The following is a 22,049-nucleotide window of genomic DNA, read 5'->3' on the forward strand; positions in this document are numbered from 1 at the left end:
TCTTCCACGCGGCTAGCCCCTCCACCGCTGCGGCCGTCGGGACGGCCGACTGCACTGGACTTGTGAGGACTCACGTGAGCACTGCGTCTCGGAAACCCGTCGTACTCATCGCTGAAGAGCTGTCGCCCGCCACCGTGGACGCACTCGGACCTGACTTCGAAATCCGCCACTGCAACGGCGCGGACCGCGCGGAGCTGATCCCCGCGATCGCCGATGTGGACGCCATCCTCGTCCGCTCCGCCACCAAGGTCGACGCCGAGGCCATCGCCGCCGCCCGCAAGCTGCGCGTCGTCGCGCGTGCCGGTGTCGGACTCGACAATGTCGACGTGTCCGCCGCCACCAAGGCCGGCGTCATGGTCGTCAACGCCCCGACGTCGAACATCGTCACCGCCGCGGAGCTGGCCTGCGGCCTGCTCGTCGCCACCGCCCGCAACATCCCCCAGGCCAACACCGCGCTGAAGAACGGCGAGTGGAAGCGCTCCAAGTACACCGGCGTCGAACTGGCCGAGAAGACCCTCGGAGTCGTCGGCCTCGGCCGGATCGGCGTCCTGGTCGCCCAGCGGATGTCCGCCTTCGGCATGAAGATCGTCGCGTACGACCCCTATGTGCAGCCCGCGCGCGCCGCGCAGATGGGGGTCAAGCTGCTCACCCTCGATGAGCTGCTGGAGGTCTCCGACTTCATCACCGTCCACCTGCCCAAGACCCCCGAGACCCTGGGGCTCATCGGCGACGACGCCCTCCACAAGGTCAAGCCGACCGTCCGCATCGTCAACGCCGCGCGCGGCGGGATCGTGGACGAGGAGGCGCTCGCCTCCGCGCTCAAGGAGGGCCGGGTCGCCGGCGCGGGCCTGGACGTGTACGCCAAGGAGCCCTGCACCGACTCCCCGCTCTTCCAGTTCGACCAGGTCGTCTGCACCCCGCACCTCGGCGCCTCCACCGACGAGGCCCAGGAGAAGGCCGGCATCGCCGTCGCCCGCTCGGTCCGCCTCGCCCTCGCCGGCGAGCTGGTCCCGGACGCGGTCAATGTCCAGGGCGGCGTCATCGCCGAGGACGTCAAGCCCGGCCTCCCGCTGGCCGAGCGTCTCGGCCGCATCTTCACCGCGCTCGCGGGCGAGGTCGCGGTCCGCCTCGACGTCGAGGTGTACGGCGAGATCACCCAGCACGACGTCAAGGTGCTCGAACTCTCCGCGCTCAAGGGTGTCTTCGAGGACGTCGTCGACGAGACGGTCTCCTATGTCAACGCCCCCCTCTTCGCGCAGGAGCGCGGTGTGGAGGTGCGGCTCACGACCAGCTCGGAGTCCCCCGACCACCGCAATGTCGTCACCGTGCGCGGCACCCTCGCCGACGGCGAGGAGGTCTCGGTCTCCGGCACCCTGGCCGGCCCGAAGAACCACCAGAAGATCGTCGCCATCGGCGACCACGATGTGGATCTCGCGCTCGCCGACCACATGGTCGTCCTGCGCTACGAGGACCGCCCCGGCGTCGTCGGCACGGTCGGCCGGATCCTCGGCGAGGCCGGCCTGAACATCGCCGGCATGCAGGTCTCGCGGGCGGAGGAGGGCGGGGAGGCCCTCGTCGTGCTGACGGTCGACGACACGGTGCCGCAGGGGGTGCTGACGGAGATCGCGGACGAGATCGGGGCGGTGTCGGCGCGCTCGGTCAACCTGACGGACTAGCCCGCCGCCCTTGCGGAGCCCCTTCCGGGGCTCCGCCCCGGGCGGGTTGCCTCTGGCGGGGCGGGGTTTTGCTCACCCGGGCGCGGGGGTGCCGGCGCCTCAATCGCCGGCGGGGCTCTTGTGTGTGCGGGTTGCCTGTTTCCCCGGGCTGGGGTGCTTGTGTGTGCGGGTTGGGTGCCGCTCCGGTTCGGTACTGGGGCTGCATGATTTACGGCGCATGTACCGCCCTTGTTTTGGTCTTTCTCCTTTGCGCCACAAATCACGCTTGATGCCCCAGTACCGCTCCTGCGCGTCCCCCCTTCCGCGAGTGACCCCAGTGCGTGATCACAGTGCTCTGCCCGTCCGCGCGTTCCGAGACGGTTTCACAAGGCCGGGAACCCCGGTCCAGAAGGTCATCCGGGGTGGGTGGGTGATGGGCGTCAGAGTGGGCGGGTGCTTCTGGGCGGGCGCTCCCGCACCTGCGGAGAGCCCGGGCCCGGGGTGCCGCTTATCGGGCGACGCTCGTGGAGGGGGTGTGCAGGGTCGTCCCCGGAAGAGTCGGCGGTAAGGCCGGGGTGATCAGTGCAAGCGGGCCGGTTTCCGCCGGCTGTGAGGAGTCGAGCCCGGAGAGCCACACAAGGCGGACGCGACACCGCCCCCACACCCGCCCGCACCAGCGAACAAAGGCAAGCAAAACCAAGCCCCGCCGGCGATTGAGGCGCCGGGCCCGGGGCGGAGCCCCGGAAAGGGACCCGCGCCCCGGGACCCCGAACGACGCGGGCGAGGACGCGACACCCGCCCGCACCCGCGAACGAGGGCAAGCAATTCAGCCTCGCTGGGGGTACCTCCCAGGCGAAGCTCTGGGGGAGTTTGAGGCGCCGGGCCCGGGGCGGAGCCCCGGGAAGGCACCCGCACCACGGGCGAGGGCGCACCACACTCGGCCCCGCCGGAGGCAGCCGCCCCGCGCCACGGCTACAGTCGCGCTGACTTCAGGGTCATGTGCAGGAGGAGACGGTCCTCCCCCTCCGACAGGCTCAGGCCCGTGAGCTGTTCGACGCGCGAGAGGCGGTAGTAGAGGGTCTGGCGGTGGATGCCGAGCGCCGACGCCGTGCGCCCCGCCTGTCCCGCGCAGTCGAGATACGCCTCCGCTGTGCGGGCCAGCTCCGCGTGGGCGGGGGCCAGCAGCTCCCGTACCGAGGGGTCCGCCGCCGTGCCCGGGGGGAGCGCGGTCAGGACGCGGTAGGCGCCGATCCCGGACCACTGGGCCACCGGCCCGAGTGACGGAGCGGCGCGGGCCGCCCGCGCGGCGGCGGTCGCCTCGGACCAGGCGGTGCGCAGGTCGGCCAGGCCGTGGCGAGGCGCCGCGACCCCTCCCGCGGCCCCGGCACCCGCCGCCACCCGCAGCCGCTCCGCCGCGGCCAGCGCGGGCGCCGGGGTGTCGAGGGCCCGCAGCCGGACCAGTACGGCCAGGGCGTATCCGGCGGGCGCCGGCGCCCCCGGCGGCGCGCCCTCGGCGCCACGGGAGGCGGCGGCCTCGGGGGCCGCCTCGGGGGCGGACGGTTCGCCCCGGGCGGCCACCGGCACCGCGCAGACCGCCGCCGCCCCCGGCAGCGACCGCACCGGCGGCGGATCGTCCCCGGGCCACGGGGTCACACAGACCATGGCATGGGGCCCGTCCGCCCCCCGGTCGTCCCCGCCCAGCGCCGTCCGCAGCGCGCCCACCGCCATGTCGTACTGCCAGCCCCGCCCCGCGGTCAGCACGGCCCGGAATTCCCGGGAGAGGTCCGTCCCCGCCCGCTCCTCCCCGGCGAGGAGCACCCCGATCCGCTCGGCGACCTCCATCGCCGCCGCGAGCTGTCCGTCACCGGGGCCGGGGTCGGTGTCCAGGAGCCAGACATAGCCGAGGGCGACACCCCGATGGCGTACCGGAAGGCAGATCCGGCCCCGGAAGACCCCCGCGTCGGGCGCGGCCGGGATCCGGACCGGGCCGGTCGCGCGGGCGATGCCGAAGCCCTCGAACCAGGCGCGCACGGCCGGTGACGACTTCCGGGTGAGGATCGACCGGGTGCGCACCGGGTCCATCGCGCTGTCGTCCTCGCTGTCGTGGGCCCCGAAGGCGATCAGCCCGAAATCCCGGTTCTCCAGCGTCGCCGGGGCCGCCAGCAGTGCGGAGATCTCATCCACCAGGTCTTGGTAATCGGCCTTCATCCGGACATTCTGGCACGCCTCTCATACATATGTCTGAGATCCCGGCCACGGATGCGTGACAGCTGTCGATGGCCGGGCATCGGAGCGATCCTTAGATTTCACGGTGGTTCTTCGTGCCGTTCCGGATCCGTTCCCCCGGGATTCCGGTGCGGCTGTCCGTACTTTCCAGGAGGTCCCCGTGCTGGGTCCCGTGATCCTCGCCGCGTCGCGCAGCGACAAGATGCGCCGCATCGTCTCCGCCGCCCCGGTCACCAAGCCCGTGGTGAACCGGTTCATCGCCGGTGAGACGGTCCGAGAGACGATCCCCGTCGTCCAGGAGACCGCCGCCCGCGGCCTGGAGGTCACTCTCGACGTCCTCGGCGAGGACATCACCGACCCGGCCGAGGCGCTCCGCGCCCGGGACGCCTACCTGGAGCTGATCGAGGCGCTCAAGCCGCTCGGCCTGGGCGAGCGCGCCGAGATGTCGGTCAAGCTCTCCTCCTTCGGGCAGGCGCTCACCGGCGGCCACGACCTGGCGCTGCGCAATGTCACGCCGGTCGTCGAGGCCGCCGCCGAGATCGGCACCACGGTCACCCTGGACATGGAGGACCACACCACCATCGATTCCACCCTGGCGATCCACGCCGATCTGCGCGCGCGTTTCCCGCAGACCGGCGCCGTGGTCCAGTCGTACCTCTTCCGCACCGAGGACGACTGCCGGATGCTCGCCGAGGCGGGTTCGCGCGTACGGCTGGTCAAGGGCGCCTACAAGGAGCCCGCGTCGGTGGCGTACCAGGACAAGGCCGACGTCGACAAGGCGTACATCCGCTGCCTCAAGATCCTGATGGAGGGCGAGGGCTACCCGATGATCGGGTCGCACGACCCGCGCATCATCTCCATCAGCCAGGAGCTGGCCCGCAAGGCCGGCCGCAAGCTCGACGACTACGAGTTCCAGATGCTGTACGGCATCCGTGAGGCCGAGCAGTTCCGGCTGGCAGCCGAGGGGCACCGGATGCGCGTCTACATCGCGTACGGCACCGACTGGTACGGGTACTTCATGCGCCGTCTCGCGGAGCGCCCCGCCAACCTGGCGTTCTTCCTGCGTTCGCTGGTCAGCCGAGGCTGAACCCCCCACCCGTACCCACTGATCAAGGAGATTCGGCACCCATGGACGCAGTGACCAAGGTTCCCGCGCCGGTCAATGAGCCGGTGCACGGCTACGCCCCCGGTTCCCCCGAGCGAGCCCGCCTCGAAGTCAAGCTCAAGGAGCTGGCCGAGAACCCGATCGAGCTTCCGATGACCATCGGCGGCGTCCGCCGGATGGGCGGCGGCGAGCGGGTCGACGTCGTCCAGCCGCACAACCACCGGGCCGTCATCGGCACCTTCGCCGGAGCCACCACGCAGGACGCGCAGGACGCCATCGACGCCGCGCTCGCCGCCGCCCCGGCCTGGCGCGCGATGTCCTTCGACGACCGCGCCGCGATCATCCTGCGCGCCGCCGAGCTGCTGGCGGGCCCCTGGCGCGAGACGCTGGCCGCCTCCACCATGCTGGGCCAGTCGAAGACCGCGCAGCAGGCCGAGATCGACACGCCGTGCGAGCTGATCGACTTCTGGCGCTTCAATGTCGCCTACGCCCGCGACATCCTGGCCGAGCAGCCCCCGGCGAACGCCCCGGGCGTGTGGAACCGCATGGACCACCGCCCGCTGGAGGGCTTCGTCTACGCGATCACCCCCTTCAACTTCACCGCCATCGCGGGCAACCTGCCGACCGCCCCCGCCCTGATGGGCAATGTCGTGGTCTGGAAGCCGTCCCCGACGCAGACCCACTCCGCCGTGCTGCTGATGCAGCTGCTGGAGGAGGCCGGACTGCCCAAGGGCGTCATCAACCTGGTGACCGGCGACGGCATCGCCGTCTCCGAGGTGGCGCTCAACCACCGCGACCTGGCCGGTATCCACTTCACCGGTTCGACCCGCACCTTCCAGCATCTGTGGAAGACGGTCGGCAACAACATCGAGAAGTACCGCGCCTACCCGCGCATCGTCGGTGAGACCGGCGGCAAGGACTTCGTGGTGGCGCACCCCAGCGCCGACCGCGCCGTGCTGAAGACCGCGCTGACCCGCGGCTCCTTCGAGTTCCAGGGCCAGAAGTGCTCCGCGTCCTCGCGTGCGTACGTCCCGGCCTCGATCTGGAACGACGGCTTCAAGGAGGAGTTCGCGGCCGAGGTGGACTCCATCACCATGGGTGACGTCACCGATCTGTCGAACTTCATCGGCGCCGTCATCGACGAGCGCTCGTTCGCCAAGAACAAGGCCGCGATCGACCGTGCCGCCGCCGACCCGAGCTGCACGATCATCGCGGGCGGCAGCTACGACGACTCGGTCGGCTACTTCGTCCGCCCGACCGTCATCGAGTGCAGCGACCCGGAGAACGAGGTCTTCAAGGCCGAGTACTTCGGTCCGATCCTCGCGGTCCACGTGTACGAGGACGAGTCGGCCGCCGGGTACGACGCGATGCTCGACCAGATGGAGTCGGTCTCGGACTACGCGCTGACCGGTGCGGTCATCTCCAACGACCGCGCCGCCGCCGCGCACACGATGGAGAAGCTCCGCTTCGCCGCGGGCAACTTCTACATCAACGACAAGTCGACCGGTGCCGTGGTCGGCCAGCAGCCCTTCGGCGGCGGCCGTGCCTCGGGCACCAACGACAAGGCGGGCGCGCCGCAGAACCTGATGCGCTGGACGCTGACCCGCGCCATCAAGGAGACGCTGGTCCCGCCGACGGACTACCCGTACCCGCACATGGGCTGAGCTTTCCCGGCCCCCCTGAGCCCGCCCCCGTCCCGGCCCCCACGCCGGAACGGGGGCGGTTCCATGTCCGGTCCCGTACGCCCGGAACTCAGCGCCAGCCCGACACGATCAGCGCCAGTCCGGCCGTGAACCCGGTGCCGAGCAGCGCCAGATATCCCGGGTACCACCGCCGCCAGCGGCGCAGCAGCAGCCCCAGCGCGGCGAAGGCGAGCCCCACCGTCAGGGTGCGCGAGCCGCGCGCCGCCGCCGAGGCCGCCAGCCACTCGCCCGCCGGGACCTCCGCGCGCCCGGCCTCGGCCGCGTACACCTTGAACGGGACGCCGTTCCACGGCTGGTGCCGCACCGCGTCCGCCGACTCCACCGCGAGCTGGTGCCGGGCCTCGGCCCGCATCCGGTCCGTCGTCAGCGGCGCGGGCGGCGCGAGCCCCGCGCCCGCCAGCTGAAGCGCCAGCAGACTCCCCGCGAGGCTGCCCGCCAGCGCGCTCACCGACAGCCGCAGCGCCGCGCGCGGAACCGCCGCACAGACGGCGCCCAGCAGCAGTTCCGGCATCAGCGGCCAGCTCAGCGCCTCCGCGAAAGCCCACAGACAGGCGATCAGCAGCCCCGCCCGGGAGGCGGCCAGGGCCGCCACCCGCCGCCGGAGCCGGGAGTCCCGCAGCGACTCGGCGTTGGTGCGCCGGTGCAGCGCCTCGACCGCCGTCCGGGCCTCCTCCGGTCCGGCCCACACCGGCAGCGGCGCGCCGATCCGCACCCGTACCAGCGAGGAGCGGAGCCGGCCGTGCTTGGGCAGCAGCCGGTTGGTGCCCGCGATCCCCACCGGCACCACCGGAACCCCGGCCTCCGCAGCCAGTACCAGCGCGCCCCGGTGGAAGGAGCCGACGGCGCCGTCCGCGCCCCTGGTGCCCTCGGGGAAGAGCACCACCGCGCGGCCGGCCCGCAGCTCACCGGCCATGGCGAGCAGATCCGTCATGCCCCCGCCGGTGCGCCGGACCGGGAATCCGGCGGCCAGCCGGCGGCAGATCCGGCTCCGCCACGGCGAGGCGAACCAGTAGTCGGCCGCCGCGCCGATCGCGGGGGAGTGGCGGGCGTCGAGCGCCGCGAGCAGGGCCGCCGTGTCGGCGTGCGAGGAGTGGTTGGCGACCACCACACAGCCGCCGCGCGGCAGCCGCCCGCGCCGCTCCACACCTCCGGTGAGGGTCAGCACACACCACCACAGGGCGCGGCGGAGCACTGCCGCGATCCGCGACCGGGAGGGCGGCCGGTCCGCTCCCCGGCCGGCGGCTCCCGCCGTCGCGCCGGGATTCCCGCCTGCCCCGGCAGGGGGGACCTCGCCCGCGCCCGTGTCCCGTCCGCTGTCCCGGCGGCCGTCCGGCCCGCTGCCCGCCGCGCCGCCGGGACCGCCCCGTACCGCGCCGCGCGCACCCGCGCGCCTCACGCTCCCACCGCCACGGTCGCCAGCAGCAGCGCCGGAAGCAGTGAGTCGATCCGGTCCAGCAGCCCGCCGAACCCCGGCAGCCAGCTCCCCGCGTCCTTCACTCCCGCCTCGCGCTTGACCATCGACTCCAGCAGATCGCCCAGTACGCATCCGGCCAGCACCGCAGCCCACAGCTGCGGCGAGTGGACGCCGAGCGCGAGCAGTACGGCTCCGGTCGCCACCGCCGCGCCCGCCACCCCGGCCCAGGTCTTGTTCGGGGAGAGGGGGGAGAGCGGCCGGGCGAGCGGGCCGCGCCGCCCCAGCGCCGTACCGCCGCACCAGGCGCCCACATCGCCGAGCGCCACCGCCAGGCCCACCGCCACGGCCGTCTCCCCGAGGGTGACCAGACCCGTCAGCGAGACCGGGATCCACAGCAGTCCGAAGGCGGACCGGGCGGCACGGCTGAAACCGGCCGTCTGGTCGCCCGAGAGCAGCGCCGGCAGCGCGGCGGCGAGCAGCAGCAGGCCCGCCGCGCGGGCGTCCAGCGCCCCGGGGGCCAGCCAGGCGAGCCCCGGCAGCACCACCGCGCCCGCCGTGAGCACCGCCCGGTCGGCGGTCCGCAGCCCCGCCATCCACGCGTACTCGCCCACCGCGATCACCCCCAGCGCCGCCGCCAGGGCGAACGCCCCGCCCGCGCCCAGGACCAGCGGCCCCAGGAAGACCGGTGCGGCGATTGCCCAGGTGCGCCAGCGGCGGCGCAGCTCGGCCCGCATCCGCACCCGGGACGGAAGCGCGGCGACCGCGATCCCGCCGACCCCGAGCGCGCCCGAGACCAGCCAGACCGCCCGCCCGGCCGCTTCACCCGCCAGTACGGCTCCCATGGCCGTGCTCCCGCTCATGCCGCGAGCTCCTTCCACAGCCGCCCGAGCCGGAGCAGCGCGGTGAGCGCGGAACCGGCGGCGATCACGATCAGTACGGGAACGGCCCAGCCGCCGGCCGCCGCGAGGACCACCAGCAGACAGCGCTCGGTCTTGCCGACCGGCCCGCCGTTCAGCCGGGGCCCGCCGGCTGCCGCGCCCGCCAGGGAGACCCAGGAGGGAAGAGTGGCGGCGAGCGCCGTGACGGCCACCAGCCAGAGCGGCGCGAGAGCGAGGAATCCGGCCAGTACCACCAGATCCGCCGCCCGGTCGCCGAGTTCATTGAGCACCGCGCCGCGCCGGGTGGTGCGGCCGGTGTCCCGGGCGAGCGCGCCGTCGAGATTGGCGAAGGCGAGCCGGGCGGCCAGCAGCAGGGCGACCGGCAGGGCGGCGGCGGGCGAGGGCAGCCAGGCCAGCGCCGCCGCGGCACCGCCCGCGCACACCACTCCGGCCGCCGTGAGGGTGTCGGGTGACACCTCGCGGCGGGCGAGTGCGCCGCGGACACCGGCGAGCCGGGCCGCGTACCAGGGCTTGAGAGCGTAGAGGCCGTTCATGGGGCCAACTCTTGTCCCGTGGCCGGTTCTTCACCATCGTCCGGATACTCAGAACGTCGATGAGTACCTGTGAGCCCGGTGACCTGAGAGGCTCAGGCGTATGTATGAGACCTCGCGGCCGTTCTCCGTGCGCACCGCCCACACCGCCCAGCTCACCCCGGCCGAACTGGCGGCGATCCGCGCCCTGCTCGTGGACGCCTTCGACGGAGATTTCGGGGACGAGGACTGGGACCACGCGCTCGGCGGGATGCACTGCGCGGTGTACGGCGCGGACGGGGATCCCGTCGCCCACGGCAGTGTGATCATGCGGCGGGTGATGCGCGGGGAGCGCTGGTACCGCGTCGGCTATGTGGAGGCCGTGGCGGTACACCCCGGGGTGCGCCGCCGGGGTCTGGGCGGCCGGGTGATGGAGGAGCTGGAGGGGATCGTCGCCCGGGGGTACGACTTCGGCGCGCTCTCGGCCTCCGACGAGGGCGCGGCGCTCTACCGCTCGCGCGGGTGGCGGCTCTGGCCCGGCCGGATCGAGGGGCTCGGTCCGCGGGGGCCGGTGCGCTTCCCGGACGAGGAGGAGTCCACCTTTGTCCGCGGCGCGGTTCCGGGGGCCGGGGAGTCACTGGTCTTCGACCAGCGGAACGGCGACATCCTCTGACGCGCCGTGGCGGGGGCCGGCCCCGGCGTCCCGATTCCGGGCCGGCCCCCGCGCCCCCGCGCCGCGGTCCGCCGGGCCGGCTCCCGGGTCCCGGCCACGGGCATTTCCTACCCGGCGGTCACTGTCCGTCGCCTCTGCCCAACCCCCCTCTGACCTGGCCGTTCCATGATCTCCGTCTCAGATAGTAGGAAGTCCGACTACTTATGGAGACAGGGCGGCCGGGCTGGCCTACTTTGGTAGAAGCCGACCGACTCGCCCCATCCTGCGAATGGCGGATGTGAGTCCGTGCCCCTCCAGGCAACCCCTGAGGCACGCTCCCCGCCCACCCGGCGCCTTCGAAATCCCCGCGATCTCAAGGAGTCGATCACCATGTCCGCAACCATGTCCACCGCCATGCCCGCAGACACCGTCCGCCGGGTCCGCCACACCCCCCGCCGGATGAGCGAGTCCGACCGCAGGAGCGCGGCGGCGGCCCTCCAGCGCGCCCTGGACCGCCGCGACAACGGCGGCTCCGCCGGTCGCTAGCCGCCCTCCCGGCGCACCACCCGCGCGTGCCGGAGCCGGTGTACCCCTGCCGCGTACGCCCTCCGTCCATATCGTGGACGTGCGATGTCATGGGATGGGACGGAGAGTAGGGTGCCCGGTATGTCTCGCAGCCTCAACATCGCAGTGATCCCCGGTGACGGCATCGGCCGGGAGGTCGTGTCCCAGGGCCTGAAAGTCCTGTCCTCCGTCCTTCCGCAGGATGTGAAGCTGGAGACCCGGGAGTACGACCTCGGAGCCCAGCGCTGGCACCGCACCGGTGAGACCCTTCCGGACGCGGAGCTGGAGTCCCTCAAGGGGCACGACGCGATCCTGCTCGGTGCGATCGGCGATCCGTCCGTGCCCTCCGGCGTGCTGGAGCGCGGGCTGCTCCTCAAGCTCCGTTTCGCCTTCGACCACTACGTCAACCTGCGTCCGTCGAAGCTGTTCCCCAACACCTCCACCCCGCTCGCCGGCACCCCCGAGATCGACTTCGTGGTGGTCCGCGAGGGCACCGAGGGCCCGTACACCGGCAATGGCGGCTCGCTGCGCACCGGCACACCCGCCGAGGTCGCCACCGAGGTCAGCCTGAACACGGCGTACGGAGTCGAGCGGGTCGTCCGCGACGCCTACGAGCGCGCCAACGCCCGCCCCCGCAAGAAGCTGACGCTGGTCCACAAGAACAACGTCCTCGTCTACGCGGGGCACCTGTGGAAGAACATCTTCGACACGGTCGGCAAGGAATACCCCGAGGTCACCACCGACTATCTGCATGTCGACGCCGCGACGATCTTCTTCGTCACCCAGCCCGAGCGCTTCGACGTCATCGTCACCGACAACCTTTTCGGTGACATCCTGACCGACCTCGCCGCAGCCGTGACCGGCGGTATCGGCCTGGCCGCCTCCGGCAACATCAACCCGACGGGCGCCTTCCCGTCGATGTTCGAGCCGGTCCACGGCTCCGCGCCCGACATCGCGGGCACCGGCAAGGCCGACCCGACCGCCACGATCCTCTCCGTCGCCCTGCTCCTGCGCCACCTCGGCTTCGAGCCGGAGGCCGTGCGCATCGAGGAGGCCGTCTCCGCCGACCTGGCCGAGAGGGACGGCACCTTCCGCACCACGGAAGAGATCGGCGACGCGCTCGCGGTACGAGTAGCGAGCTGACCCGACGCTTCCACCGAGCCGCCGGGTCGCAGACAGCGCCCGGCGGCTCCTCCATGCGCGGCCCCGGGTGGGACCATCGAAACGGGACCGCTTTCACCCCGTTCTCCCCTGTTTCTCGCCGACAGTCCTTCGAGTGATAATCGAACCGGGCCGTGGCGTATGGGGTTGCCCGGGCGTACTGGCGCCGGCAGCGGCGTGAGCGCGGTCCGTCACAACCAACGGTGAAGGACATTTGCACTCATGACGACGCCCACGATCGAGCTGAAGCCCTCCTCGCACCCGCTCTCCGACGCGGAGCGCGAGGCGATCCTGGCCAACCCCGGCTTCGGCCGCCACTTCACCGACCACATGGTGACGGTCAAGTGGACCGAGGGCCGCGGCTGGCACGACGCCGAGCTCACGCCGTACGGACCGCTCTCGCTCGACCCGGCCAATATGACCCTGCACTACGCGCAGGAGATCTTCGAGGGGCTGAAGGCGTACCGCCGCCCCGACGGCACGGTCGCCACTTTCCGCCCGGACGCCAACGCCGAGCGGTTCCAGCGCTCCGCGCGCCGGCTCGCCATGCCGGAGCTCCCCGCCGAGCTCTTCATCGGGGCCTGTGACGCGCTGATCGCGCAGGACAAGGCATGGGTTCCGGCGCACGGCGGCGAGGCGTCCCTCTATCTGCGCCCCTTCATGATCGCGACCGAGGTCGGTCTCGGGGTGCGCCCGGCCAATGAGTACCTCTTCATCGTGATCGCCTCCCCGGCCGCCGCGTACTTCCCCGGCGGTGTCCAGCCGGTCTCGGTCTGGCTCTCCGAGAACTACGTCCGCGCCGTCCCCGGCGGCATGGGCTTCGCCAAGACCGGCGGCAATTACGCGGCCTCCCTGCTCGCCCAGGCCGAGGCGGCGGAGAAGGGCTGTGACCAGGTCGTCTGGCTGGACGCGCTGGAGCACAAGTGGGTCGAGGAGATGGGCGGGATGAATCTGTACTTCGTGTACGGGAACCGCATCGTCACCCCCGAGCTCACCGGCTCCCTGCTGGCCGGTATCACCCGTGACTCGCTGCTCAAGCTCGCGGCGGACCTGGGGTACGAGTCGGAGGAGGGCCGGATCTCCACCGAGCAGTGGAGGCGCGACTCCGAGAACGGCACCCTGACCGAGGTCTTCGCCTGCGGCACTGCGGCGGTGATCACCCCGGTCGGTTCGGTGAAGTCCGAGGGCGGCGACTGGACGCAGGGCGACGGGCGGCCGGGTGAGGTGACCCTGCGGCTGCGCAAGGCGCTGCTGGACATCCAGACCGGTGTCTCCGCCGATGAGCACGGCTGGATGCACAACCTCGGCTGACCCGGCGCATGCCCCCGTCCCCGCCCGCCCCGGGTGGGCGAGGATGGGGGCATGAACGCATCCGACCAGCCGTGCCGGGACCGGGAGCTCGCGGAGGCGGTGCGCCTGCGGGAGCTGGGCACCCCGGAGTCGCGCGCGGAGGCCCGGCGCCTGCTCCTCGACCTCGCGCGCCGGCTGCCCGCCGATGCCGGGGTCGCGTACCAGACCGCCTGGATCCACGATGTCCTCGGCCTGGAGGCGGAGGCGGTACCCCACTACGAACGCGCCCTCGCCGTCCCCGGCGGGCTCGGTCCGGCGGATCGCGCCGAGGCGCTGCTCGGCCTCGGCAGCACGTACCGGATCCTCGGCCGCCAGGCGGAGGCCGAGAGCCTGCTGCGGAGCGCGGTGGCCGAATTTCCCGGCCACGGCGGACTGCGCGTCTTCTGGGCCATGGCGCTCTTCGGCTCCGGCCGCCATGAGCACGCCGTACAGCTGCTGCTGAGGCTGCTGGCCGCGACCAGTGGGGATCCGTCCGTGCGCGACTTCCGCCGGGCGATCGAGACGTATGCCGACGAGCTGACCCCGGCCGTCCGGCAGGAACCCCGTCCGCCTCTGTGATCTGAGTATCACTCGAGTATCAAGAACTGCCTTTTCTTGATCAATGTATCTACCATTTAGAGCATTGATCTAACGAGAGGTGGCGGCGGTGCGACAGACGCCCGTGGAAGGGGCCCGGCACGTGATCCCGGCCCCCGGACACCGCGGGGCCGATCGGTGATCGCGGTGATCGCGGTGATCGCGGTGACCGAGCGCTGCACCACCGCGTACGCCGGCCCCGCCGTGCCCGCGGGGCCGTTCACCGCGCTCGCCCCGGTCACCGGGGTACTGCTGCCGATGCTCGGGGCGCTGGCACCGGTGATCGTGCTCACCGTCCTGACCGGCCTGCTCTCACCACGCGCCGGGACACCCGCCCGCACCGGCATCGAGACCCGCACGCCCCCGGAGACGCCGGGCGCCCGCGACCGCCGCCGGTCCCCGCCGTCCGCGCGCTGAACGGGCGCCGGGACTGCCGTCCGCGCCGGACCGGGCGGCCGATCGCGCCGTCTGCGCGGGCGGGGCGGCCATCGCGTCCCCCGGCTACAGCCGGTGCCCATCGCCTTCGCGCCGAACGATCGGGTAGAACTGGGCAGATGACGATGTTGTACCGCACGGCCGTCGAGCGTCCCCGTGCGGCTCCAACCGTCCATGTCCCCGCGGCGCCGAGCCGCGCCGCATCCGAAATCCCCCTCGCACCCGGCGCCGTGCACGCCGGGCCCGCCACATCCCCGACACCCGCTGAACCCGCCGCATCCGCCGGTCCCGGGCAGCCACCCGGGCCCGCCGAACCCGTGGAGCTTCCCGGATGACCCCACCCTCACCCGCCCGGCGACGCAATGTCGCGCCGCCCCGCGAGTCCGTACTCGCCGCCGCCATGGCCACCATCGCCGAACGCGGACTCGACGCACTGACCATGGCCGGACTCGGGAGGGAGGTGGGCATGAGCAGCGGACATCTCCTCTACTACTTCCGGACCAAGGACGAACTCCTGCTCCGCACCCTGGAGTGGAGCGAGAGCCGCCTCGGCACCGAACGGGACGCCCTGCTCTCCCGGCCGGTGCCCGCCGCCGAACGCCTCGACGCCTATGTCCGCCTCTACCTCCCCGCCGGACCGCGCGACCCCCACTGGAGCCTCTGGCTGGAGGTCTGGAACCACTCCCCGAACGCCGACGACACCGCCAGGGCCCGGCAGGCCGCGATCGAGGGCGCCTGGCACCGGGACCTCGTCGCCCTGCTCGCCGAGGGGATATCCCGCGAGGAGTTCCGCAAGGTCGACCCCGACCGGTACGCCACCCGGCTGCGCGCCCTGCTCGACGGCTTCAGCGTCCATGTCGCCGTCGGCCTCCCCGGCACCGGCAGAGCCCGAGCGCTCGACCACATCGGCGAGTTCGTCGCCGACTCACTGCTGAGACCGGCCGCCGGCTGACCGGCGCGGGCGGCGGCGCGGGGGTGGCGCGAACCCCGCCCCGCCGTCCGCCCCACCCCTGACCACCAGGGGAACGCAACGCACGCAAGTACTCCCGATCGTTGCCGCGGCATGCCTTGCCGCCCTCCGAACGGCTCCGGCACGGTGGCCCACCATGGGACGAGATCACTGGAAGAAGATCTGGGTCGGTTCCGCGGGCAACATGGTCGAGTGGTTCGACTGGTTTGTGTACGCCAGCTTCGCCACCTACTTCGCCGGCGCGTTCTTCCCTGAGGGCAATGACACCGCCAAGCTCATGAACACGGCCGGCATCTTCGCCGTCGGCTTCCTGATGCGCCCCGTCGGCGGCTGGCTGCTCGGCCGGGTCGCCGACCGCAGGGGCCGCAAGACGGCGCTCACCCTCACCGTCACCCTGATGTCGGCCTCCGCGCTCCTCATCGCCGTCGCCCCCACCTACGCGGTCGCCGGATACGGCGGCGCGGCCGTCCTCCTCGTCGCCCGCCTCCTCCAGGGCCTCTCCGTCGGCGGGGAGTACGCCGCCAGCGCGACCTATCTCACCGAGGTCTCCGCACCCGAACACCGGGGCTTCGCCTCCAGCTTCCAGTACGTCTCCATGACGGCTGGTCAGATCCTTGGCCTCGGGCTCCAGATCATCCTCCAGCGGACCATGTCCGACGCGGCACTGCACAGTTGGGGCTGGCGCATCCCCTTCATCATCGGCGCGCTCGGGGCGGCGGTCGTCTTCTATCTCCGCCGCAACATGATGGAGACGGAGGTGTACGACGAGTCCGGCGGCGACACCCCCACCGGGGAGCGCGGCACCATCAAGGCGCTGCTGGCCCACAAGCGGGAGGCGTTCCTGGTCATCGCGCTGACCATGGGCGGGACCGTCGCGTACTACACCTATACGACCTACCTCACCAAGTACCTCTCCAACTCGGCCGGGCTGCCCAAGGAGACCGCGACGCTCGTCTCCTTCTGCGCGCTGATCGTCTTCGCCTGCCTCCAGCCGTTCGCTGGCCGCCTCTCCGACCGGATCGGCCGCCGGCCGCTCCTGATCACCTTCGCGCTCGGCTCCACCTTCCTCACCGTCCCGATCATGACGCTGCTCCGGCACGCGGGCTCCTTCTGGCCCGCGTTCGGGCTCTCGCTGCTCGCCCTGGTCGTGATCACCGGCTACACCTCCATCAACGCCTGCGTGAAGGCGGAGCTGTTCCCCACCGGGGTCCGCGCACTGGGTGTCGCCCTCCCGTACGCCATCGCCAACGCGCTCTTCGGGGGCACGGCGGAGTATGTGGCCCTCTGGTTCAAGGACTCGGGGATCGAGTCCGGCTTCTACTGGTACGTGGCGGGGTGCGCGGCGGTCTCCCTGATCGTCTACCTCACGATGCGGGAGACCCGCGACATCGACCTCAACCGGGTCGGCCCGCCCCCGCAGCCGCGGGCCCCCCTCGCCGGGGCGCTGCCCCGGACCCCGCGCCTCAATCGCCGGCGGGGCTGAGTTTCCGCGCCCTCGCCCGTGATGCGGGTGCGGGTTGGTGTGTGGGCGGTGTCGCGTCCTCGCCCGCGTCGTTCGGGTCGCCCGTGGTGCGGGCCCTTTCCCGGGGCTCCGCCCCGGACCCGGCGCGGCTGCCTCCGGCGGGGCTGAATTTGCTGCTCTTGTTCGCCAGTGCGGGCGGGTGCATGGGCAGTGTCGCGTCCTCGCCCGCGTCGTTCGGGTCGCCCGGGGGTGCGGGTGCTCTTCCGGGGCTCCGCCCTGGACCCGGCGCCTCAATCTCCCCCAGAGCTTCGCCTGGGAGGTACCCCCAGCGAGGCTTGGTTTTGCTCGCCCTCGTTCGCGGGTGCGGGTCGGTGCGTGGGCGGTGTCGCGTCCTCGCTCGTGTCGATCTGGGTCCCGGGTGCGGGGCTCTTCTTGTGCGCCTCGTGCCCTGTGTTGTCCGTGGTGCGGGTGCTTTCCCGGGGCTCCGCCCTGGACCCGGCGCCTCAATCGCCGGCGGGGCTTGGTTTTGGTGCTGTTGGTACGGAGCGGGGCGCCTTGTTCCGTGGCGGCCCGGGGGTCCTCCGGGCTCGACTCCTCAGAGCCGGCGGAAACCGGCCCGCTTGTCCTGTGCACCCGGGTATTGCCGCCGGCTCTTCCGGGGACGACCCTGCACACCCCCTCACGCGGGCGTCGCCCGATAAGCGGCCCCCGATCGCAAGCCGCCTGTTTCCGGTGCGGGAGCGCCCGCCCAGAAGCACCCGCCCACTCTGACGCCCATCACCCACCCACCCACGGGTGACCTTCCGGACCCGGGTTCCCCGCCCTGTGAAACCGACTCGGAACGCACGGACGGCGAAAGCACTGTCATCACGCACTGGGGTCACTCGCGGAAGAGGGGGACGCGCAGGAGCGGTACTGGGGCATCAAGCGTGATTTGTGGCGCAAACCCGAGTGAACAAAACAAGACCGGGTGCGCGCGCCGTAAATCATGCAGCCCCAGTACCGAACCGGAGCGGCACCCAACCCGCACCAACAAGCACCCGGCCCGGGGAAACAGGCAACCCGCACACCCAAGCCCCGCCGGCGATTGAGGCGGCGCCCACCCCGGGCGGGGCCCCGGAAGGCGACACGCGCCCGCATGGTGAGATCACCCGCCCGCCCGCCGCAGGCGTATGGCACACTGCCAGCGTGCTTTCGTTCGCCATGATTATCGGCAGCAGGCGCGCCGGTCCGCAGTGACCGCCTCGTACCACCCGTACGACGCGGCCACCGTGCCCCAGACCCGCGCGCAGACCTCTCGCACCCGCGAGGGGTTTTTTCGTTTTACGGCCCCACTCCGGCCGAGAACGGACCGCACGCGAAAATGGGGGCAAGTGGAGCCAGAAATTCCGGGAGCCACTCACCCGACAGGAGTCACCACAGCCATGACCACTCAGCCCACGGAATCGGGCACGGCCGCCGACCTCGGCCACCCCGTCGACGACAGTTTTCATGTCTTCGACACGACGCTCCGCGACGGTGCCCAGCGCGAGGGCATCAATCTGACGGTCGCCGACAAGCTGACCATCGCCCGGCATCTCGACGACTTCGGCGTGGCCTTCATCGAGGGCGGCTGGCCCGGTGCCAACCCCCGGGACACCGAGTTCTTCTCCCGCGCCCAGCAGGAGATCACCTTCCGGAACGCCCAGCTCGTGGCCTTCGGCGCCACCCGCCGCCCCGGCGCGACCGCGGCCGAGGACCCGCAGGTCAAGGCGTTGCTCGACTCCGGCGCGCCGGTCATCACGCTGGTCGCCAAGTCGCATGACCGGCATGTCGAGCTGGCTCTGCGCACCACGCTGGACGAGAACCTGGAGATGGTCCGCGACACCGTCTCCCATCTGCGCGCGCAGGGACGCAGGGTCTTCGTCGACTGTGAGCACTTCTTCGACGGCTACCGCGCCAACCCCGCGTACGCCAAGGCGGTCGTCCGCACCGCCGCGGAGGCCGGGGCCGATGTCGTCGTGCTCTGCGACACCAACGGCGGGATGCTGCCCGCGCAGATCCAGGCCGTGGTCTCCACCGTGCTCGCCGACACCGGGGCCCGGCTCGGCATCCACGCCCAGGACGACACGGGCTGCGCGGTCGCCAACACCCTCGCCGCCGTCGACGCGGGCGCGACCCATGTGCAGTGCACCGCCAACGGCTACGGGGAGCGGGTCGGAAACGCCAACCTCTTCCCCGTCGTCGCCGCGCTGGAGCTGAAGTACGACAAGCGGGTGCTGCCGCCGGGCGCGCTCGCCGAGATGACCCGGATCTCGCATGCCATCGCGGAGGTCGTCAATCTGACGCCCTCGACCCACCAGCCCTATGTGGGGGTTTCCGCCTTCGCCCACAAGGCGGGCCTGCACGCCTCGGCGATCAAGGTCGATCCCGATCTGTACCAGCACATCGACCCCGAGCGGGTCGGCAACACCATGCGGATGCTCGTCTCCGACATGGCCGGCCGGGCCTCCATCGAGCTGAAGGGGCGGGAGCTCGGCATCGAGCTCGGCGGCGACCGGGAGCTCGTCGGACGGGTGGTCGAGCGGGTCAAGGAGCGCGAGCTCAAGGGGTACACCTACGAGGCGGCCGACGCCTCCTTCGAGCTGCTGCTGCGCGCCGAGGCGGAGGGCCGGGCCCGGCGGTACTTCCGGACCGAGTCCTGGCGGGCCATCGTCGAGGACCGCCCCGACGGCAGCCACGCCAATGAGGCCACGGTGAAGCTGTGGGCCAAGGGTGAGCGGATCGTGGCCACCGCGGAGGGCAACGGCCCGGTCAACGCCCTGGACCGGGCGATGCGGGTCGGACTGGAGAGGATCTACCCGCCGCTGGCCAAGCTGGAGCTGGTCGACTACAAAGTGCGCATCCTGGAGGGCCGCCACGGCACCGAGTCCACCACCCGGGTGCTGATCACCACCGGTGACGGCGAGGGGGAGTGGTCGACGGTCGGGGTCGGGGCGAATGTGATCGCCGCGTCGTGGGAGGCGCTGGAGGACGCGTACACCTACGGGCTGCTCCGCGCCGGGGTGGACCCCGCCGAGTAACCCCCGGGAGGGCCCGCCCGTCCCGGTATCCGTCCGGAAAGTCCGCTTTCGGGTAGCGTCGGAGTTATGACTACCGGGCCGACCCGGACGACGAGGGTCTTCTCCGTACTGTCCGGCCTGCTGCTGATGCTCCCGGTGACCGCCGTCGCGGCGGCCCCGGGAGCGCGGGCCGACGCCGTGGCGGGCGGCACGGGGAGACCGCCCGCCGTCACCGCACCCGCCGCACCCGGCGCGGACGCACCCGGCGCGGACGTACCCGCCGCGGCCGACCCCACCGGGCCCGCCGCCGTCGCGGCGGCCCTGAAGAAGGGGCCCGTCCATGTCGATCCGCGCGCCGCCGGACAGCTCTCCCGCGCCGACGCGGACGCCCTCGCGGACAAGATCAGGGACGCGGACAAGCCGCTCTTCATCGCCGTACTCCCCGCCGCCCCCGAGTTCGCCCCGGACACCGTGCTGCGCGTCATCCGCACCGAGACCGGGATCACCGGCCTGTACGCGATCCGGCTCGGCGACCGCTTCAACGCCGGCGCGGACGCGAGCGTGCTCTCCGACCGGGCGGTGCGGAACCTCGTCACCGCCGTCCGCACCCCGCCCGGCGCGGACGCGGCGACCCAGCTGAACAACTTCGCCGACCAGGCACTGCCCCAGATGCGCGGCAGCGCCCCCGCCTCCTGGGGGGCCGGCGGCGGCGGTGGCAAGAACACCGGCGCCCTGATCACGCTGGGCGCACTGGTGGCGGTCGGCGGCGCGGGCGCGTACACCGTCGTGCACCGCAGGCGCCGCCGGAGGGCGGCGGAGGAGCGGGCCGCGCTCGACAAGCTGCGGGTGGTCGTGGACGAGGACATCACCGCCTTCGGCGAGGAGCTGGACCGGCTGGACTTCCACCCGGCGGAGAAGGGCGCGGACGACGCCATGCGCGCCGACTACGAGCGGGCGCTGGACGCGTACGACACGGCCAAGTCCCGGATGGGCGCCGCCGGGCACCCCTCCGATGTCCGGCCGGTCACCGAGGCCCTGGAGAACGGCCGGTTCAGCCTGGCCACCCTCGCCGCCCGCCGCTCCGGCGCCCCGCTCCCGGAGCGCCGCGCCCCCTGCTTCTTCGACCCGCGCCACGGCCCGTCCGTCGCCGACCGCTCCTGGACGCCGTCGGCCGGCGGCATCCCCCGCGAGGTCCCGGTCTGCGCGGCGGACGCGGCCCGGCTGGACGACGGCGAGGACCCCCTGGCCCGTACGGTCGACACCGACGCGGGCCGCCGCCCCTACTGGGAGGCCGGCCCGGCGTACGGCCCCTGGGCGGGCGGTTACTTCGGCGGCGGGCTCCTTCCCGGTCTGCTGGTCGGCACGGTGCTCGGCTCCATGCTGGCGACCCCGGCGTACGCCTCGGAGTACGGCGGCGGCGACTTCGGCGGGGGAGATCAGTCGGGTGCCGACTTCGACTCCTCCGACTTCGGCGGCGGTGGCGGTGGCGACTGGGGAGGCGGCGGGGACTTCGGCGGCGGTGGGGATTTCGGCGGCGGTGGCGGGTTCTGACCCGTCATCGCGATCACGGGGACGGCGGAGTGCGGGCGGGCACAGCAGAGCGCCCGCCCGTGCCGTGGGGGGACGGCAGGGCGGGCGCGCTCTGGGGGTGCCGCGCGGCGGCACGGGGGCGGAGAGGTCAGGCGGACTTGATGGCGGAGATGTCGAAGTTCAGCTTCACCTTGTCGCTGACCATCACACCGCCGGTCTCCAGCGCCGCGTTCCAGGTCAGGCCCCAGTCGGAGCGCAGGATCTGCGCGCTGCCCTCGAAGCCGATGCGCTCATTGCCGTAGACGTCCTTCGCGGCGCCGTTGAACTCCAGGTCGATCGAGAGCGGGCGGGTCACGTCCTTGATCGTCAGATCGCCGGTGACGCGGTACAGGTCGCCGCCGAGCTGTTCGGCGTGGGTGGAGCGGAAGCTCATCAGCGGGAACTGCGCGGTGTCGAAGAAGTCGCCGCTGCGGAGATGGCCGTCACGGTCCGCGATTCCGGTGTCGATGGACTCGATCCGCACATCGATCGCCGCCTTGGAGTCGGCCGGGTTCTCGCCGTTGAGGCTCAGCGTGCCCTCGTGATCGGTGAAGGAGCCGCGCACATTGGTGACCATGGCGTGGCGGACCGTGAAGCCGATGCTGCTGTGGGCCGGGTCGATGGTGTAGTCGCCGGTCAGCGCGGCGAGCGCCGGGTCGACGGCGGCGGGGACGGTCGCGGTGGCGGTGTCGGACTTGCGGTTGAAGATACCCATGACGCTCTCCTTCGGGGTACGGCGTGCGGCGGGGTGCCGTGCT

At 72.4% G+C, this 22,049-nt stretch carries 18 protein-coding genes; 13 read left to right on the forward strand and 5 right to left on the reverse strand.

The genetic code is table 11. The features are described 5' to 3' along the window. Positions 1-74 precede the first annotated feature (74 nt). Entirely contained in the window at positions 75-1,676 is a 1,602-nt protein-coding gene (gene serA, locus AAFN69_RS25600; RefSeq protein WP_347731112.1) for a phosphoglycerate dehydrogenase, read from the forward strand. 951 nt (positions 1,677-2,627) lie between these two features. Here the strand turns inward: serA and AAFN69_RS25605 are convergent. Next, on the reverse strand, positions 2,628-3,863 hold the full coding sequence (locus AAFN69_RS25605) for a helix-turn-helix domain-containing protein (RefSeq protein WP_347731113.1): 1,236 nt from the start codon (positions 3,861-3,863) through the stop codon (positions 2,628-2,630). 178 nt (positions 3,864-4,041) lie between these two features. Between AAFN69_RS25605 and AAFN69_RS25610 the strand changes: the two genes are divergently transcribed. Beyond that, positions 4,042-4,968, forward strand: a complete 927-nt coding sequence (locus AAFN69_RS25610) for a proline dehydrogenase family protein (RefSeq protein ID WP_347731114.1) — start codon at positions 4,042-4,044, stop codon at positions 4,966-4,968. A gap of 41 nt (positions 4,969-5,009) precedes the next feature. Continuing rightward, positions 5,010-6,650 carry an L-glutamate gamma-semialdehyde dehydrogenase gene (gene pruA / locus AAFN69_RS25615; RefSeq protein WP_347731115.1) on the forward strand — a complete coding sequence of 547 codons (1,641 nt, stop codon included), beginning with the start codon at positions 5,010-5,012 and terminating at the stop codon, positions 6,648-6,650. Between the two features lie 88 nt (positions 6,651-6,738). Here pruA and AAFN69_RS25620 read toward each other — a convergent pair whose 3' ends face one another. The 3 genes from AAFN69_RS25620 to AAFN69_RS25630 all read right to left on the reverse strand — a co-directional run bounded on the left by AAFN69_RS25620 (position 6,739) and on the right by AAFN69_RS25630 (position 9,535). Beyond that, positions 6,739-7,890 carry a lysophospholipid acyltransferase family protein gene (locus tag AAFN69_RS25620; RefSeq protein ID WP_347731290.1) on the reverse strand — a complete coding sequence of 384 codons (1,152 nt, stop codon included), beginning with the start codon at positions 7,888-7,890 and terminating at the stop codon, positions 6,739-6,741. Positions 7,891-8,081: 191 nt separating this feature from the next. After that, the gene (locus AAFN69_RS25625) at positions 8,082-8,945 is read right to left on the reverse strand and encodes a phosphatidate cytidylyltransferase (protein ID WP_347731291.1); all 864 of its coding nucleotides are present in this window, start codon (positions 8,943-8,945) and stop codon (positions 8,082-8,084) included. 14 nt (positions 8,946-8,959) lie between these two features. Then, positions 8,960-9,535, reverse strand: a complete 576-nt coding sequence (locus AAFN69_RS25630) for a CDP-alcohol phosphatidyltransferase family protein (protein ID WP_347731116.1) — start codon at positions 9,533-9,535, stop codon at positions 8,960-8,962. Between the two features lie 100 nt (positions 9,536-9,635). Here AAFN69_RS25630 and AAFN69_RS25635 point away from each other — a divergent pair, with 100 nt between their 5' ends. The 10 genes from AAFN69_RS25635 to AAFN69_RS25680 all read left to right on the forward strand — a co-directional run bounded on the left by AAFN69_RS25635 (position 9,636) and on the right by AAFN69_RS25680 (position 21,273). After that, entirely contained in the window at positions 9,636-10,184 is a 549-nt protein-coding gene (locus tag AAFN69_RS25635) for a GNAT family N-acetyltransferase (protein WP_347731118.1), read from the forward strand. Positions 10,185-10,553: 369 nt separating this feature from the next. Continuing rightward, the gene (locus AAFN69_RS25640) at positions 10,554-10,709 is read left to right on the forward strand and encodes a hypothetical protein (RefSeq protein ID WP_347731306.1); all 156 of its coding nucleotides are present in this window, start codon (positions 10,554-10,556) and stop codon (positions 10,707-10,709) included. A 120-nt stretch (positions 10,710-10,829) separates the two neighbouring features. Further along, the gene (locus tag AAFN69_RS25645; protein WP_347731119.1) at positions 10,830-11,870 is read left to right on the forward strand and encodes a 3-isopropylmalate dehydrogenase; all 1,041 of its coding nucleotides are present in this window, start codon (positions 10,830-10,832) and stop codon (positions 11,868-11,870) included. A 240-nt stretch (positions 11,871-12,110) separates the two neighbouring features. After that, positions 12,111-13,199 carry a branched-chain amino acid aminotransferase gene (locus AAFN69_RS25650; protein ID WP_347731120.1) on the forward strand — a complete coding sequence of 363 codons (1,089 nt, stop codon included), beginning with the start codon at positions 12,111-12,113 and terminating at the stop codon, positions 13,197-13,199. A gap of 51 nt (positions 13,200-13,250) precedes the next feature. Then, positions 13,251-13,796 carry a tetratricopeptide repeat protein gene (locus AAFN69_RS25655; RefSeq protein ID WP_347731121.1) on the forward strand — a complete coding sequence of 182 codons (546 nt, stop codon included), beginning with the start codon at positions 13,251-13,253 and terminating at the stop codon, positions 13,794-13,796. A 156-nt stretch (positions 13,797-13,952) separates the two neighbouring features. Continuing rightward, on the forward strand, positions 13,953-14,231 hold the full coding sequence (locus tag AAFN69_RS25660) for a hypothetical protein (RefSeq protein WP_347731122.1): 279 nt from the start codon (positions 13,953-13,955) through the stop codon (positions 14,229-14,231). 349 nt (positions 14,232-14,580) lie between these two features. Continuing rightward, positions 14,581-15,201 (forward strand): TetR/AcrR family transcriptional regulator, encoded by a 621-nt coding sequence (locus AAFN69_RS25665; RefSeq protein ID WP_347731123.1) that lies wholly within the window; start codon positions 14,581-14,583, stop codon positions 15,199-15,201. A gap of 154 nt (positions 15,202-15,355) precedes the next feature. Then, the gene (locus AAFN69_RS25670) at positions 15,356-16,702 is read left to right on the forward strand and encodes an MFS transporter (RefSeq protein WP_347731124.1); all 1,347 of its coding nucleotides are present in this window, start codon (positions 15,356-15,358) and stop codon (positions 16,700-16,702) included. Positions 16,703-18,105: 1,403 nt separating this feature from the next. Further along, positions 18,106-19,743 carry a citramalate synthase gene (gene cimA, locus AAFN69_RS25675; protein ID WP_347731126.1) on the forward strand — a complete coding sequence of 546 codons (1,638 nt, stop codon included), beginning with the start codon at positions 18,106-18,108 and terminating at the stop codon, positions 19,741-19,743. A 66-nt stretch (positions 19,744-19,809) separates the two neighbouring features. Further along, positions 19,810-21,273: a hypothetical protein gene (locus tag AAFN69_RS25680; protein ID WP_347731127.1), complete on the forward strand. Its 1,464-nt coding sequence runs from the start codon at positions 19,810-19,812 to the stop codon at positions 21,271-21,273. Between the two features lie 127 nt (positions 21,274-21,400). Here the strand turns inward: AAFN69_RS25680 and AAFN69_RS25685 are convergent, their stop codons facing one another. Continuing rightward, positions 21,401-22,006 (reverse strand): YceI family protein, encoded by a 606-nt coding sequence (locus AAFN69_RS25685; protein ID WP_347731128.1) that lies wholly within the window; start codon positions 22,004-22,006, stop codon positions 21,401-21,403. Between the last annotated feature and the right edge of the window lie 43 nt (positions 22,007-22,049).

The organism is Streptomyces sp. CAU 1734 (genome assembly GCF_039888735.1).
Classification (GTDB): domain Bacteria; phylum Actinomycetota; class Actinomycetes; order Streptomycetales; family Streptomycetaceae; genus Streptomyces.

Excerpts from the sequence above, each read along its gene's own strand:
- AAFN69_RS25605 (WP_347731113.1), bottom strand. The coding sequence starts at position 3,863 with ATGAAGGCCGATTACCAAGACCTGGTGGATGAGATCTCCGCACTGCTG.
- pruA (WP_347731115.1), top strand. The coding sequence starts at position 5,010 with ATGGACGCAGTGACCAAGGTTCCCGCGCCGGTCAATGAGCCGGTGCAC.
- AAFN69_RS25625 (WP_347731291.1), bottom strand. The coding sequence starts at position 8,945 with ATGGGAGCCGTACTGGCGGGTGAAGCGGCCGGGCGGGCGGTCTGGCTG.
- AAFN69_RS25630 (WP_347731116.1), bottom strand. The coding sequence starts at position 9,535 with ATGAACGGCCTCTACGCTCTCAAGCCCTGGTACGCGGCCCGGCTCGCC.
- AAFN69_RS25635 (WP_347731118.1), top strand. The coding sequence starts at position 9,636 with ATGTATGAGACCTCGCGGCCGTTCTCCGTGCGCACCGCCCACACCGCC.
- AAFN69_RS25640 (WP_347731306.1), top strand. The coding sequence starts at position 10,554 with ATGTCCGCAACCATGTCCACCGCCATGCCCGCAGACACCGTCCGCCGG.
- AAFN69_RS25645 (WP_347731119.1), top strand. The coding sequence starts at position 10,830 with ATGTCTCGCAGCCTCAACATCGCAGTGATCCCCGGTGACGGCATCGGC.
- AAFN69_RS25650 (WP_347731120.1), top strand. The coding sequence starts at position 12,111 with ATGACGACGCCCACGATCGAGCTGAAGCCCTCCTCGCACCCGCTCTCC.
- AAFN69_RS25655 (WP_347731121.1), top strand. The coding sequence starts at position 13,251 with ATGAACGCATCCGACCAGCCGTGCCGGGACCGGGAGCTCGCGGAGGCG.
- AAFN69_RS25665 (WP_347731123.1), top strand. The coding sequence starts at position 14,581 with ATGACCCCACCCTCACCCGCCCGGCGACGCAATGTCGCGCCGCCCCGC.
- AAFN69_RS25670 (WP_347731124.1), top strand. The coding sequence starts at position 15,356 with ATGGGACGAGATCACTGGAAGAAGATCTGGGTCGGTTCCGCGGGCAAC.
- cimA (WP_347731126.1), top strand. The coding sequence starts at position 18,106 with ATGACCACTCAGCCCACGGAATCGGGCACGGCCGCCGACCTCGGCCAC.
- AAFN69_RS25680 (WP_347731127.1), top strand. The coding sequence starts at position 19,810 with ATGACTACCGGGCCGACCCGGACGACGAGGGTCTTCTCCGTACTGTCC.
- AAFN69_RS25685 (WP_347731128.1), bottom strand. The coding sequence starts at position 22,006 with ATGGGTATCTTCAACCGCAAGTCCGACACCGCCACCGCGACCGTCCCC.